The sequence below is a fragment of the Parapedobacter sp. genome (assembly GCF_053550995.1).
Map to the genome: position 1 here is coordinate 37,092 of NZ_JBMQOC010000086.1, position 14,850 is coordinate 51,941.

The window sequence follows — 14,850 nt, forward strand, 5'->3', positions numbered from 1 at the left end:
CATGAAAGATCTAATCAAAATAGCTAAACAACTCGTCATGGTGCTCAGCTTATTCAGCTTGAGCAACTGTTCTGAGTACCTGAATGTTGTTCCCGATGGTGTGGCCACCTTGGACAATGCTTTTTCAAATCGGATTAATTCCGAGAAATTCCTCTTCTCTTGTTATAATATGATTCCAAATCAGAACGACCCCTTTGTCTATCCGGGAAATGTGGGCTTCGATGAGATATGGTGGGACACGAATGTTGGCGGGTTGAATAATAGGAGTGGATCGAGAATAGCCACGAATGACCAAAATGCATCCGATCCATTCCAAAATTATTGGGACGGCAGGCGCGACGGACGGAACCTGTGGGTGGGTATTCGAGATTGCAATATCTTCTTGGAAAACATCGATAAGGTGCCTGATTTGCAAGCATGGGAACGGGTTCGCTGGATTTCAGAGGTAAAGTTCATCAAGGCCTATTTACATTATTTCCTATTACAACTCTATGGGCCGATTCCTATTATTGATGTAAACCAACCGGTAAACGCAAACCCGGAAGAGGTTAGGGTGCATCGTGAACCGGTAGATTCCGTTGTCAACTATGTTGTTCGGTTATTAGACGAATCGATGGAAAACCTTCCAGACAAAATTGAGGAAACGACCACCGAGATGGGAAGGATTACCAAGCCCATTGCAGCAGCGGTGAAAGCTAAAGCCCTGGTATGGGTTGCCAGTCCGCTCCTCAACGGAAACCCCGATTATGCAAACTTCAAAGATAAACGGAATATACAGCTCATACCCTCGCAGGCAGATCCAGCCAAATGGCAACGGGCGCTGGAAGCCATCGATGAGGCCATTGAGATCAGCCATCAAAACGGCCACTCACTTTTCAAGTTTCAGCGGGGTTTCGAAGCAATGTCTGATACAACGCTCTTAAAATATACATTAAGGGGCGCCGTTTCGGAAAGACCGATTGACAATCCGGAAATCATCTGGGCGCATCCGGCGTATAACAACACCAACCAGTTCCAGAATTATTGCATCCCGAAGTTCTTCGATAATTATGGGGGTACATCCGAACTCAGCGCGACCCTGAAAATAGCGGAGCAATATTATTCCCAGCATGGTGTGCCCATTGATGAGGATCGTTTCTGGAACTATGGCGAACGATACGAGATGAGGAGAGATACCGGGGACTTCCATCGATATTACATCAGTAAAGGCGAGACGACGGCAAACCTTAATTATTACAGGGAACCCAGGTTCTATGCCCATCTGGCTTTTGATCGCAGTTTTTATGAAGCATTGGCCCAAGATGAGGATGAAACGATTGTAATCAAGAACCGTAGTGGTGACCCACATGGCGTGGTATTCAACGATGCGCATATTAAAACGGGATATTTTATCAAAAAGTTGGTTAGTTTCCGGTCGGCCACCACCACCGCCTCGCCGGGGCCTTATCGGTTTTCGATACCGCTTATCCGGCTGAGCGATCTTTACCTGCTGCGCGCGGAAGCGGCGAATGAAGTGAAAGCGAGTCCAGATAACGAAGTTTATCAATGGGTTGATAGCGTTCGTTTCCGGGCCGGACTCGAGGGAGTAGTTGCGTCGTGGGCCCAGTACGGTACTATTCCCGGGAAACCCACGACCAAGGAGGGAATGCGGGAGATAATCAAACGCGAGCGGCTGATTGAGTTGGCGTTCGAAGGACAACGTATGTTTGATTTACGTCGCTGGAAAGACGCGATGCGGTACATGAATCAGCCTGTTCAGGGCTGGGATCACCAAGGAGTGAAGGCAGAAGACTACTACCAGGTTGTAACCTATTTCAACAATAGGAATTATACCACTAAGGATTATCTGTGGCCGTTATGGATGACCACCATTATTCAAAACCCGAATTTGCAGCAGAATCCGGGGTGGTAGGCTGTTTGTCAATAACATATCGTAGAAATTATGAATTACTTCAAGAAAAATATAAGCGTTTCATCGCTTCTTATCGGGCATATCATGCTGGTAGTGATGCTGATTGTGACATCCTGTGAAGAAGAGAAAGTAGGTCAAACGGCGGTTGATAGCACTCCTCCTTCCGCCGTGAGCAATGTTAGTATTGAGGCATTGCCGGGCGGGGCGAAAATCAGTTATGACCTTCCAGACGAAACAGATATCTCGTACATCACATGCGAATATATGTTCAACAATGAAAAAAAGATAGCTCGATCTTCGATTTACAATAACTATGTTATCATTGAAGGGCTAGCTGAGATCGTTCCTTGCGATTTTACCCTTTACCTAGTAGATCATAGCGAGAATAAATCTGAGCCCTATGCCGGATCGTTCGTGCCGCTGGAACCGCCCTTCCAATCGGTATTTAAGACCATAACCGTTGAGCCGGATTTCGGGGGAGTGGTTATCCGGTGGGAAAATGAGTCAAAGGCATTGATAGGTGCTTTTTTATACGCCATGAACGATGAGGGTGAGTGGGAAGAGTATGATTTGGTTTACTCCTCCACAGCGGAAGAAAAGCGTTCCATTAGGGGATATAACACCGATGAACGGAAATTCGGTGTGAGTTTGATCGACCGCTTCGGTAATACAACCGATACTTTGGTGGTAACTAGCGTACCACTGTACGAAAAATTACTGGATAAAAGCAAATTCAAGGACGGGCATTTGGCAGGAGACAATTATACTTCTCATGTCAGCCGGCCGATCAACAATATCTGGGACGGTGACATCAACGTCATCTGGCATACCAGTCCAACCGCTGGTTTCACACCTCCGCAGACATTTACCATTGATTTGGGCGCGGAGGCCAAGTTAAGCCGTTTGATGCTTTGGAATCGGCAAGATGGTTTTATCTTCAATCAACATAATTTGCATTATTTTGAGGTGTGGGCTACCGATGAACTCACCCACGACATCAATGATGCCTACTGGAGTAGTGATGCCTGGAAAGATGATTGGATAAAGATCGGGGATTTTGAACAGATCAAGCCATCTGGGCTACCCCTCGGCCAAACCGATGCCGATGACGATGCGGCTACACGTGCAGGAAGTGAATTTATATTTGAAACCGGTGTGGGGGAAGTGCGCTATATCCGGTTTGTTGTAAAAGAAACTTGGGCACGAACGGCTGCGATGCACATCGCCGAAGTTTCCATCTATGGGGATGACGGAACGAGGGAAGAATAATGGTTTTATAAGATGTTAGACATGAACAAAGGCATGAAAATTCGATATAACATGGTGAAGAAGCTCACGGCCATGTACGCTATCATTATCCAGCTCGGCATGATGAGTTGCGACGATATGAATAGTATCCACCAAGAATATTATGAAATGGGGGAAGGCATTTATACGGGTGTAGTGGACTCGTTAAAGGCTTTGTCTGGGTATGAGAAGGTTCGGTTCGACTGGGAGATTAGTGCGGACCCAAGAATTAACAAGACGGTTGTCTACTGGAATCAGCGGTCCGACTCGGTAGTCATTGATGTGAACCGTACCCAAAATGGAAGGATGAGTTTGTCGTACGACCTGGAAAACTTGGATGAAGGTACGTATACGTTTGAGTTCATTACACGCGATAACCAAGGCCATTACTCCATGCCAACCGAACTGGTAGTTGATGTTTTTGGCGAATTCTATATCCAGTCATTGAGGAATAGAGGCATCGCCGCCATAACCAAGCAGTTGGATGAGACGATGCTTATCGAATGGGAAGCCATTGCCAGCAATACGGTGCAGTATGTTACCGTAAGCTATGAAGTGGACGGTATCGAAAAGTCTATCCAGGTGGCGAACGATGAGACACAGACGGTATTGACTGGCCTGAAAACAGGCGATATCATAGGCGTGTCTACTACGCATATGCCGGAAAAAGCGCTTGAGCCTCTGAATGCATTGGTAAGGGAGTATACCATGCCCAAATTGGAGCGTGAAATAAACAAGGCAAATTTCACTGCTGTCGTATTGGCCGGTGATAACACATCTGTAAACAACAATAGGGATCTGGCAAAAATATGGGATGGGGGTATCAGTAATCCGAGTATCTTGCATACGGTTGAGAATGCCCCCGGCTTTGATTTTCCTCATCATTTTACGTTTGATATGGGTGTTGAAGCGGAACTCAGCCGGTTTCGGCTATGGCCCCGTACGGATGCTGGAGCATTTTCGGGACATAGTCCCCGTTACTTCGAGGTCTGGGCAACGGATGAGTTGCAGCGACCGGCCGATGACAGCTCATATTGGACGACCGGTGAGTGGAAAAACGACTGGACGATGCTGAGTGATATTGAAATCATAAAGCCCACCGATGCAACCGATCAATCGGATCAATGGAAAGAAGGTTGGGAGTATGGGATAAGCGATGCAGCGGGAAAGGTCCGTTACATACGACTGGTCATTAAAAATTCCAATTGGCAAGGGTCAAATTGCGTGAATATCGGTGAAATCACCTTTTGGGGCGACGATCTTTAAAATAAATCCCGAACTACAGCACGGTGCAGGTTGCACCTGCCCACACAAACCGCTATGTTCGCTAGCGGTTTGTGTTGTTTTATGACCAATCGGAAGGCTGTTTTCATATTGAAGGGTCTGCTTTATAGGCCCTTCATGTCGTCAATACGGCCTAGAAGGAAGAGAACCATTATTAAACACGATAAGCTACTAGTATGAAGTACCTATTTTTATTCATGAACCTCATGGCATGTTCCATGGGATTGTTTGCACAACAGAAAACGAACCCTGCCGAACAAATACCGATTCTCGCTTGGTATGGAGTTTCTCCGGAAGCAAGCACGGTTGAGCGATACGAAGAGTTACGGCAGTCGGGGATTACCCATAATTTCACGTTTTTCAATAACGAAGACGAACTCGCCGTAGCCATGGAATCGGCACAAAAAGCAGGTGTCAGAATGATTATCCATTGCCCCGAACTGGCAACCGACCCCGAGAGGATCGTACAGCGATTTAAAGACCATCCCGCATTGGCCGGTTATTTCTTACGAGATGAACCGGGCCGGGCAGACTTCCCTGCACTAGCGAAGTGGGCAAGGCGCATCCAAGCCGTAGATAGCGAACATTTCTGTTACTTGAATCTTTTGCCCAATTATGCGTCTAAGGAAGGGTTGGGCACGGACACCTATCGGGAGCATGTTCAATTATTTATTAAGGAAGTGCCCCTTCAGCTGTTATCGTTCGATCATTATCCTATTGTTGAGGATGAATCGGGTAACCGGACCATGCGAGCAGGATTTTATGAAAACTTGGAGATTTTTTCGGATGAAGCCCGTAAAGCCGGGAAACCTTTCTGGGCATTTGCGCTGGCAGTGGCCCACACGCCTTATCCCATCCCCACGCCTGCTGAGATACGCGTGCAGGTGTATAGCAATTTGGCTTACGGAGCACAGGGGATCCAATATTTCACCTATTGGACACCGAAGCCTGGCACATGGGATTTTCATCACGCACCAATTGAATATGATACCCAAAAACGCACCGAAATTTATGACTATATCACGCAGATGAATAGTGAAATCCGAGGCCTGTCCGAGGTGTTTTTGAACGCTAAGGTGATTTCGGTAGCCCATACGGGCGAATCGATTCCACACGGAACACATCGACTGGAACAACTGCCCGATGTGATTACCAAATTCGAAACGGAAGGAACAGGGGCCATCGTGTCGGTACTGAACAAGGGGAATGTTTCCTATCTGGTTATCGTGAATCGGGATTTCCAGAAAAGTATGTCCGTCACCATCGAGGGAGACGAGCGGCTAAAGCGCGTATTGAAAGATGGCAGCACGGTTGATGCCAATGCTTATATCAGTACTTTACCGGTAGCCCCGGGTGATATATTGGTGTATTCCTGGCCGCTATAGTGTGCGAACCCGCTTTTGGGTATCAAGATTGTTGGGATGAGAAGCAGGTTATATCTTTTTTCTATAGTATGGGCGCTCTTCTTGGCGGGGTGCGGTGTTCTCAAACGTACTTCCAAACCGACAGGCGCCCGTGCTGAAATACGTATAGAAAATAAGTTGCCCACTTTGTATGTGGATGGCGATAAATGGCCCCCCTTTGCTTACATGTCATATCTTGGTGAAAAACAATATTACCGCGAGATGGCTGAAGCAGGCTTGCATCTCTTTAATATACCTGCTTACCTGGGTGATCGAGGGATCAATTCCACTTCTGGCATCGGTGTCTTCCGAAAAGCTATTTGGCAAGGCGAAGGGCAGTATGATTTTTCAACCATCAGTGCCGATTTTAATGAGATTCTCAGTGTAGACCCTAGCGCGCGGATCATCATCAGGCTGCATCTTGATCCACCCGAGTGGTGGGAACGTACGCATCCGGACGAAGTGAGCCTGCAGCCCGATGGAACCTCGATTCGGACGAGTTTTGCATCGATGAAATGGCGGCATGACGCCGGCGAAGTCTTGCGGAATACCGTCGACTGGCTATTGGAATCGCCCTATGCACCCTACCTCGTCGGTATCCATGTGGCGGGCGGATATACGGAAGAATGGTTCTATCATTACAGCGATTTCTTTTATGATGAGAGCCCGGCCCGCTTGAAAAGTTTTCGAATATGGCTTCGTGACAAATATGGAGCAGACGTGGAAATGTTACGCACGGCTTGGGGCAATCAATCAGTTACCTTTGAAACCGCGTGGCCCGAAGACATCAGTGGTAAGAATCGAGACGAAGGTTGGCGAGATACCGCTGCCGACCAATCCTATTTCGATACGTTTGATTTCCACGCTGGCTTGATGGCGGAACACATCATGTATTTCTGCGATATCGTCAAAGATGCCAGCGCCGGTAGGTTACTTACCGGTGCGTTTTATGGATATCATTATTTCGTGACCGATCCGCGCAGAGGGCACGGGGCCTTAGCGAAGCTATTGGATTTTCCAAATCTCGACTACCTATCTAGTCCCAACGACTATCACCGTGTGGCAGGAGAAGATTGGGCTCCGTTTGCTGCTATCAAATCCGTGCAGCTTCATGGTAAGTTGTGGCTCGCCGAAAACGACACCCGAACCAGTATCACCACGTTGTTAAAAGATAGGGCACCCGATATCGATCCGCCGGGCGATTGGTACAGCGAAGGGGTGTGGGTTGGGCCCGAAGATATGGAAACGTCGGTATCTTTCCTGTGGAAAAACTTGGGAAGGATGCTGGCCTATGGATATGGCGGTTGGTGGTTCGACATGTGGGGAGGTTGGTTCAGTGATCCACAGTTGATGGAGGTCATCCAGAAAGGCCAGGAATTATACAAGAAGTATCCAGCAGAAGACGATTTGGCTATGCATGCGGAGGTAGCGGTAGTTGTTGACGAGCGACTGCAATTCTGGGACAAAAGCTTGGGGAGGCAGACCGCTGAGTTAATGGCCAATCGGTACGCATTGGGTAAATGCGGCGTGCCGTACGATCTATACTTGCGTACAGACTTGGACAAGGTGAAGTTGGGACGATACAAAGCCGTTTGGTTGTTGGGCATCCGCGGGCTGACTGACGAAGAACAGCGGCTAGCAGACCGGTTGGTAGCACACGGCAATTGGCTTTTGTTTTCGGACGGCAACGAAAGCACCTTGAAAGCCAAGGATGCGGAAGTGGAACACTATCCAAAAAAAAACCAATGGTCAGCTAAAGAATTGGGTGAATTATGGGAGCGGGCCGGTGTACACCGGTATAATCAGCAAGAAGATGTGGTTTATGCAGGTCGAGGCTGGCTTTGTGTCCATTCCGAGATCGGCGGAAAACGAATCCTATCATTACCCTTCCCTGCGCAAGTCATTGATGTGATTTCAGGTGATATCGTTAAAACAGATGATGGTATACTCGAATTGGATGTTCCTCCCGGAGGTACACGGTTATTTCGGGTAAATAGATAAGGTTTTGGTATAATATGATAATGCTTACTATGTTACGACCTTTTTATTATTTTGGCTGTATAGGTTGGTTCATCGTTGGATGGTTAAACAGCGTTTCAGCCACCGGTTTTCCGCAGCGGAACCTAACGGGTATCACTGACCCTTGGTCAAGCCACGCTGCTAAAGAACCATTGGTGTTGGCAGCTCAAGGCAAAAGCCCATATTCGATTGTTATTTCGGATACAACATCATTTATCGAAAAGAAGGCGGCTACCGAATTTCAACGACTATTTGCGCTCGGTACAGGTATCGACCTACCGATTGTTTGGGAGCGTCCATCCAAGGGGTCATTTGAAATCCTGATTGGGCGTGCGACGAAAAAATACCTGGAAGAGGGAGCCGATAGCATTTTGGGTGCAGAGGGTTTTCTAATCAAATCCAAAAGCGATTTGCTGCTCATAAATGGGGGTGGTGGCAAAGGGGTTTTGTATGGAGTCTATTCCTTTTTTGAAAAGTACCTGGGCTATCGATGCTATTCACCCGATGTATTCAAATTCCCCACGCTGACCGACATTAAGTTCGAACAGCCCATAGATGACTGGGAAGTGCCGAAGAATAAATATCGAAACGTTTATTACTATGTAGCTATGGACGATTTTTATCGCGACTGGCATAGGTTACATAACATGGAGCCCGATTGGGGGCTGTGGGTCCATACGTTCCGAACGCTTGTTCCTCCCGAGACTTATTTTGCTGAGCATCCCGCATATTTCGCGCTGGTTGACGGCCATCGAACGGCATATCAGCAAGATGGCCATCTCGGCGCACAGCTGTGCTTGAGTAATCCGGATGTGTTGCAAGTGGTGGTGGGCGAATTAAAGGAGCGGATGGCGGATAACCCCGAAGCCACGTATTGGTCGGTAAGCCAAAATGATACCTATCCCGAAAAAGGGTACCAATGTGAGTGTGGAGCGTGTGCGGCGATTGACGAGTACACAGGGTCGCCGAGTGGTTCTTTGGTAACGTTCGCCAATAAGGTTGCAGCGTACTTCCCCGAAACCAACATATCCACATTGGCTTACCGATATAGTCGGTCGGCACCCGAACACCTGACGCCGGCGCCCAATGTGAACATCATGTTGTGCACCATCGAGAGCGACCGTCATATACCGGTTGCTTCGGACTCGACAAATGATACGTTCACCCAAGATTTTGAAGATTGGGGTAAGTTAACCGGAAATATCTTGATGTGGGATTATGTCGTTCAGTTCGCTAACTTAATGGCACCTTTCCCCAACTTGGACGTATTGCAGCCAAACATCCAATATTTTACAGATAACCACGTTAACGCACATTTTCAGCAAGGCAACATCTCCAAAGGCGGGGAGTTTTCGGAGCTTAAGCCCTATTTGATAGCGAAGCTTCTTTGGAACCCCGAAATCGATTTGGAGCGTGAGATAACCGACTTCCTGCATGGTTATTACGCATCAGCGGCACCGTACATCCATGAATACATACGCCTGACCCACGAAGAATTGAAAAAATCGAATCTCCCATTAACCATTTACGGTAACCCGACGGATCATCTGGAAGGGTTTCTAAGTCCTGAACTATGGGACCGTTACGATGCGCTTTTCCGGTTTGCGGAAAAGGCGGTCTCATCCGATAGCGTGGTATTGAATCGGGTTAAGCTCGCTCGGCTTCCATTGAGTTATGCCTTGTTTGAGTCGGCGAAGAAGTTGGGCCTTCAAGAGCATAGGGCATTTGCGCGACGCAACGACCGATGGGTCGTAAAACCCGAAATGCAAGAGCGGATGGATGAGTTCCTCCTGCTTTGTGAGAAAAATCAGATTGTACGTTTAAGGGAGGGGGGTGTTAAGCCGGCCGACTATATCCACGAGTTGAAAGAGGTTTTGGTCAATACGTGTACGTATTAGGTGCTGTGGGCTCGTGGGGTTGGTTTGCCAGGGTTTCTTGTTCTCATTCTTGGATTTTGTGAAAAAGTTTGATTACGTTTGCAGGAATAGAATTATAAACATAGCACCATACCCGTTACTCCTGAGGTTCTCATCACTGGTAAAACGGGAAAGAAATGGATCGAAGCTATAACAAAAGGAATTTTTCTACTACAGACGAAACGCTTATCCTGCTCATCCAACAGGGCGATCGGCGGGCGTACGCATTATTTTATGAGCGCCATCGTACCGCGATGTATTTATCGGCCTACCATTTATTACGCGATGATGAAGATGCCCGTGACGCCGTACAGGAATTATTTGTGATGGTGTGGCAGCATGCCGACCGTATCGACCCGACCGGTAACATCAAAGGGTATCTTTATACCGTGCTGCGTAATAAGATTCTCACCGCGATGAGCCGCAGTAAACACTTCGACGAGTACATTAGTTCGTATCTTGCCTTTGGACAGCAATCAGTCAGTGCTACAGAGGAAGCCGTTCTTGCACGGGAACTAGAGCAATTATTGGAAGAAAAAATTAGCCAATTGCCCCCCAAGATGAGAGAGGTGTATGAGCTTTCATGGCATAACCATATGAGTAATAAAGAGATAGCTGAGCATATGTCCATCAGCGAGGGTACCGTAAAACAGCACAAACACCAAGCAATGCGCATTCTGCGCGGCAAACTGCAGCGATTGGTGTCGGCGTTGTTGTTCCTTTAGATTTTTAGAAAAAATCCCAAGTCAACTATAACCTTTCCCTTCGCCACTGGTATAATTGTTCAGAGGGATGAGAACCTTTGGAGTCCAATTGTAAATATAATATGCAAGAGCGAGAGAAGATCAGGCAACTATTTGAGCGGTACCGCTCGGGTCAATGCACGCCTGAAGAACGGGCGCGCTTGCATGCGTGGCTTAATCGATATGCAGGAAACGAAGCTCGGGGGCTTGATGATTTAAAAGAGTCGTACCACGCTGAACGTTCGTTAAAAAAAACGAGGTGGCTGCGATGGTTTCCTTATGCGGCGGCAGTAGCGGTACTCACCTTCGCATTTGTGTGGTACGTTGCCAAAGATTCGGCCGAAAAGCCGGAGCCGGCAATCGTGTTGCAACCGAATGATGTTGCACCGGGTGGGAACCGTGCTACACTCACGTGGGCTGATGGTCGCTCGATTGATTTGAGTGAAGCCGAGTCGGAGATTGTAGTGGGCAGTGAACATATTTCGTATGCTAGCGGGTCGGAAGAATTGGTTGATTTAGCAGATGAAGAGATTATTCCGCTGGTATTGACCACACCTAAAGGGGGGACGTATCAAATTACACTTTCAGATGGGACTAAAGTATGGTTAAATGCAGAATCTACACTTAAATATCCTTCGCGATTTGCAGGCGAAGAACGCGTGGTCGAAATTGAGGGTGAAGTGTATTTTGCCGTGATGAAGGATCCGGATAAGCCGTTTAAAGTATATAGTCGCGGCCAGCAAATTGAAGTGCTAGGTACGGAGTTCAACGTTACGGCATATGCGGATGAACACGATGTGAAAACTACCTTGGTAGCGGGAAGTGTCGAGTTGAAAGTGAATGCCAGTGGTGAGCGTATGGCATTAGTTCCCAGTGAGCAAAGCGTGCTTTCGGGGGATAAGATCACGAAGCGCGCGGTGGATGTCGGGCCCTATATCGCTTGGAAGGATGGCCACTTTAATTTTGATAGTACAACATTAGCAGACATGATGAAGCAAATGTCGAGGTGGTATGATGTGGAAGTGATTTATGAAAGCGGCGTGCCGAACGAACAGTTTAGCGGAGCGATGTCGCGGGATGTTTCGTTACAAACGGTGCTGAAATTGCTGCGCATTTCTGGCATTAACTACCGTATTGAGGATAAAAATTTGATTATTGAATAATCATATGAATGACCGAGAACCCCATCTAACAAATCAAAAACAAGACATATACGGATAAACACTAACGATATAAAACCATGTGTATGAAAATGAAAGATACCTCCTAGCGTTTGGAAAAACATACAGGGAAGACGCTTCACCATCCTCCCTGTAATGTTGGATAACGCCATTAACAGTAAGTAGAAGCTAACTTTTTATTATCCAATCACTGCAAACTTAGCCATAAGACACGTATTGCGCAAATGGCGGGTGTGTTTATTAACTAAGTAGGCGGTGGCAATTATATGCCATGAGTATGGAAATTCATTCCCACTATTGGAAAATAGTGAGACCAAAGCGAAAACAATTTTTTCGAATCATGAAATTGACAACACTTTTCGTGTTGATCGGGTGCCTCCACCTCAGTGCCACATCGTATTCGCAAACCGTCAGGTTCGAAGCGAAGAGGTATTCAATGAAGGAAATCTTCCAAACAATCCAAAAGCAAACGGACTACAACGTCGTTTACAACGTTCGCTTTTTAGCACATACCCATCCGGTCGAAATGGCGGCAGGACAGGTACCGCTACTCACTTTTTTAAGTGATGTGTTGAAAGACCAGTCGTTGACTTTCGACGTACGTGAGAAGACGATCCTGATCGGCAAGGCGAAGCTCGAGCCGCTCGCACCCCGTGGTTATCAACCGGCAACTCCCCAGAATCGGATTGTCGCCGGTAAAGTAACCGATGAACTCGGAAACCCGTTGGAGGGGGTAACCGTAACGGTACAAGGCTTAAATGCTGCTGTACAGACCGATGCATCGGGGAATTACCAGATCGAGATACCCAACGGGGGCACCGGATTGGTTTTTACCATTGTCGGCTTTGAACCGAAAGAGCAAAATATCGATAAAGAAAACATCATAAATGTGGTGATGACCGCCGTTGTTGATAATTTAGATGAAGCGGTGGTGGTTGCTTTCGGTACTCAGCGTAAAGCCAGCGTCATCGGGGCGATTACGACCATTTCGCCGAATGACCTAAAGGTGCCGGTTTCCAAAATCAGCAGTAGCCTAGCCGGCCAGATGGCGGGTATAGTTTCGGTACAGGGTTCGGGGGAACCGGGCTCCGGTGCATCTTTCTGGATTCGTGGGGTCAGTAGCTTTGGCGCTAATAACCGACCATTGATTCTTGTAGACGGTATCGAGCGGCCCTTGGACTTGGTTGACCCAGAGGATGTAGAATCGTTCTCCATTTTGAAAGATGCTACCGCGACTGCTGTCTACGGTGTTCGCGGAGCAAATGGTATCGTTCTGATAACGACCAAGCGCGGGAAAAAGACGGAAAAACCAATTATCAATGCCCGCTTTGAAAGAGGGGTGCTTCAACCCACCCGTTTACCTGAATTGGCCAATGCATCCCAATGGATCGATTACTATAACGACATCAATTTTGAAGGTTCGTCAAGGTATGCTTATCCCCAGGAATTAAAAGATCTTTATGTAAATAAGGTCGATATGGACATCTATCCAAATGTGGATTGGATGGATGAGATTTTTAAAAATACGACCACCAACGATCGGCTGAATGTCAATGTAACCGGGGGTGGTGATGTGGTTAGGTATTATGTGTCGGGATCTTATCTTCGGGAGAATGGTATTTTCGAACCGAATAAATCGCCCAACTACGACCCTTCGGTAAACTACGACAAAATCAACTTCCGATCGAACCTGGATATCCGGTTATCGCCCTCCACCGACCTGAGTTTGAATCTTTCCAACCAATATGAAACCAAAAATAGGCTGGGCGTCGATATGGCCCAGATGTACGAAATGGTGTTGCATACCACGCCGATTGCTATTCCTACCGTTTATTCCGATGGGACCCATGCCCAGCCATTGGTGGGCCAAAATCCTTATTATGCGCTGAATAGTACCGGGTTTTCGGAGGATTTCTGGAATAATGCGCAGTCGTTGGTAAGCCTGACCCAAGATTTTTCCAATTTGGTGACCGAGGGCTTAAAAGCGAACGTAAAGTTTTCATGGGACGCATTCAACGGATCTACCCTAGACAAGCGTAAAAACCCGGCCACCTATTACGCCACGGGCAGGGATGCGGAAGGAAATTTGATTTTGCATAAAAATGCAGATGGAAGCGACTACCTTTCGTTGGCACGTTCAAACCGCGGCGAACGTACGATTAATCTGGAATCTTCGTTGACCTATGATCGATTGCTGGCAGACAAACACCGTGTGGGAGGATTGTTTCTGTTCAGTATGCGGCAACGGACCAATAATTTTCCCGCCGATTACATCGCCGCATTTCCATTCCGAAACATTGGGGTGGCATCCCGGCTTACCTATTCTTTTCTGGACCGCTATTTTATCGAAGGAAACTTTGGGTATAACGGTTCTGAAAACTTTGCACCCGGAAGGCGCTTTGGGTTCTTCCCTTCACTGGCATTGGGATACATTATCAGTAATGAAGACTTTTTTAGCGGACTACTACCTACCATTAGCCATTTGAAGATCCGTGGATCGATGGGAGAGATTGGTAATGATCAAATAGGGGGCGACAGGCGGTTCGCTTATAATTCTGAAATGGCGTGGACGGGAGGATACCATTTTGGAAGCACGGGACAGCAATGGCGAGGTGGGATTGCCACGGGACATCCGGGAAATCCGAATGTCTCTTGGGAAAGTGCCATTAAGCAGAACATTGGCATCGAACTCGGCTTATTCAACAAGTTGACCATAAATGCCGATTACTTTTCCGAGAAACGCGAAGGCATTTATATTCTCCAGGAAAGTGTACCCTCTATTGTCGGTGTGAATGTTCAACAATATGTGAACTTGGGCCGTATGAAGAATCAGGGTGTAGACGCCTCATTGGAGTTTTCGCATCGCAGCGGCGATTTTGCTTTTCAAGGACGGGGGAATTTTACGTATAACCGTAATAAGAAATTATTTGATGACCGGCCGACACCTATTTGGGCGTACCAGGCTGAAGTGGGGCAACGGTTATATCAACAGCGGGGCTTGGTAGCCTTGGGATTATTCGAATCGGCGGAGGAAATAGCTAACAGCCCAGAACAGAAGTTTTCGACTGTACAACCGGGAGATATCAAATACAAGGATATCAATGG

The 14,850-nt window shown here is 47.3% G+C and carries 9 protein-coding genes; all 9 read left to right on the forward strand.

Going from position 1 to position 14,850, the window contains the following annotated elements:
* The first annotated feature begins 1 nt into the window (after window position 1).
* On the forward strand, window positions 2-1,912 hold the full coding sequence (locus ACO1NT_RS12020; protein WP_449048874.1) for a RagB/SusD family nutrient uptake outer membrane protein: 1,911 nt from the start codon (window positions 2-4) through the stop codon (window positions 1,910-1,912).
* Window positions 1,913-1,942: 30 nt separating this feature from the next.
* Window positions 1,943-3,181 carry a DUF5000 domain-containing lipoprotein gene (locus tag ACO1NT_RS12025; RefSeq protein ID WP_449048875.1) on the forward strand — a complete coding sequence of 413 codons (1,239 nt, stop codon included), beginning with the start codon at window positions 1,943-1,945 and terminating at the stop codon, window positions 3,179-3,181.
* A 33-nt stretch (window positions 3,182-3,214) separates the two neighbouring features.
* Window positions 3,215-4,465: a DUF4998 domain-containing protein gene (locus tag ACO1NT_RS12030; protein ID WP_449048876.1), complete on the forward strand. Its 1,251-nt coding sequence runs from the start codon at window positions 3,215-3,217 to the stop codon at window positions 4,463-4,465.
* A 194-nt stretch (window positions 4,466-4,659) separates the two neighbouring features.
* Window positions 4,660-5,868 (forward strand): beta-galactosidase, encoded by a 1,209-nt coding sequence (locus tag ACO1NT_RS12035; protein WP_449048877.1) that lies wholly within the window; start codon window positions 4,660-4,662, stop codon window positions 5,866-5,868.
* 36 nt (window positions 5,869-5,904) lie between these two features.
* On the forward strand, window positions 5,905-7,887 hold the full coding sequence (locus tag ACO1NT_RS12040) for a beta-galactosidase (RefSeq protein WP_449048878.1): 1,983 nt from the start codon (window positions 5,905-5,907) through the stop codon (window positions 7,885-7,887).
* A gap of 29 nt (window positions 7,888-7,916) precedes the next feature.
* Window positions 7,917-9,803, forward strand: coding sequence for a DUF4838 domain-containing protein (locus ACO1NT_RS12045; protein WP_449048879.1), 1,887 nt, complete (start codon window positions 7,917-7,919; stop codon window positions 9,801-9,803).
* Between the two features lie 155 nt (window positions 9,804-9,958).
* Window positions 9,959-10,546, forward strand: a complete 588-nt coding sequence (locus tag ACO1NT_RS12050; RefSeq protein ID WP_449048880.1) for an RNA polymerase sigma factor — start codon at window positions 9,959-9,961, stop codon at window positions 10,544-10,546.
* A 101-nt stretch (window positions 10,547-10,647) separates the two neighbouring features.
* Complete coding sequence (locus tag ACO1NT_RS12055) at window positions 10,648-11,727, forward strand: FecR family protein (protein ID WP_449048881.1); 1,080 nt, start codon at window positions 10,648-10,650, stop codon at window positions 11,725-11,727.
* A gap of 358 nt (window positions 11,728-12,085) precedes the next feature.
* On the forward strand, window positions 12,086-14,850 hold a 2,765-nt coding region (locus ACO1NT_RS12060), incomplete at its 3' end, for a SusC/RagA family TonB-linked outer membrane protein (protein ID WP_449048882.1).